Source organism: Nonomuraea sp. SBT364, from assembly GCF_001083785.1.
Lineage (GTDB): Bacteria > Actinomycetota > Actinomycetes > Streptosporangiales > Streptosporangiaceae > Nonomuraea.
This window is the reverse complement of record NZ_LAVL01000357.1, coordinates 1-1047: the sequence shown is the minus strand read 5'-3', so window position 1 is coordinate 1047 and position 1047 is coordinate 1. Positions and strand designations below refer to the sequence as shown.

Here is a 1047-nt window from a genome sequence, read left to right as displayed (position 1 = left end):
CTCCCACCCCACACCCCGGCACGGAACGGCGACGCCGACCAAGACAGCGGCACCGCACAGCAGGGCAGTGCCCTGCGGGACGGCGGCTCGGAGGTGGGGCGCGCCGGGCGGGCGGCCGCGGCGGTTCTCCGGGAGGCCGCGTCGGCGGTGGAGGGCGCGGATCTCGCTGAGGTGGCGAGCGGCGGGCGGGGGGCCATCGTGGCGGCGCTGGAGCGGATCGCCGCCGCGTGCCCCGGCACGCTGGCCGTGTCCGTACGCCCTGCCATGCGCCCTGACATGCGCCCTGACACGCGCCCTGCCGGTGGGGCTCCCGGAGTGCCACCCGGCCCGTCGCCGGCGGGACTGGCGTTGAACGAGGATGTGGAGCTGCCGCTGGCCAGTGTCGGGAAGCTGCTGTTGCTGGCCGAGGTGGCGATGAGCGTGGACGGCGGCATCCTGGACCCGGACGAGCCGGTGCCGGTGCACGACGACGACTACTGCGGCGGCTCGGGCCTGCTGCTGGGGCTGTCCGCGCGGGCGTGGACGGTCGGCGACCTGGCCCTGCTCACGGCGGCGGTGAGCGACAACACGGCGACGAACGCGCTACTGCGCCGGATCGGCCTGGACCGGGTGAACGCCGCCGGCGCCGCCCTGGGCCTGACCCGCACCCGGCTGCTGGACCGGATCAGGGAGCCGCGCGGCCCCGGGCACCCGGCGACGTTCGCGATCGGCACGGCCGGTGAGCTGGCGGGCCTGGCGGGGCGCTTGGCGGGCCCGGACGGATGGCAGGTCCTGATGCGCGAGTGGATGCTGGCCAACACCGACCACGGCCTCGTCCCGGCCCTGATGTGGCACGACCCGGAGGGCACCCGGATCGCCAACAAGACCGGCACCGACGACGGCATCCGCACCGACGTCGGCCTCATGGGCCCGCTGGCCTACGCGGTGCTGGCCGGCGGCCCGCCGGGCTCCGACCAGCACCTGGCCCACGCCGTCCGCCAAGCGGGCGCCCTGCTCGCCACCGCCGCCCACCTCTGACAACCACCCGCCCAGCGGTCCACCCCGAAC

At 76.5% G+C, this 1047-nt stretch carries 1 protein-coding gene; it reads left to right on the top strand.

The genetic code is table 11. From position 1 onward, the window contains the following. Positions 1-1017 (top strand): serine hydrolase (locus tag ADY59_RS47335; RefSeq protein ID WP_231619259.1); only part of this gene is annotated, 1017 nt, incomplete at its 5' end. Positions 1018-1047 lie beyond the last annotated feature (30 nt).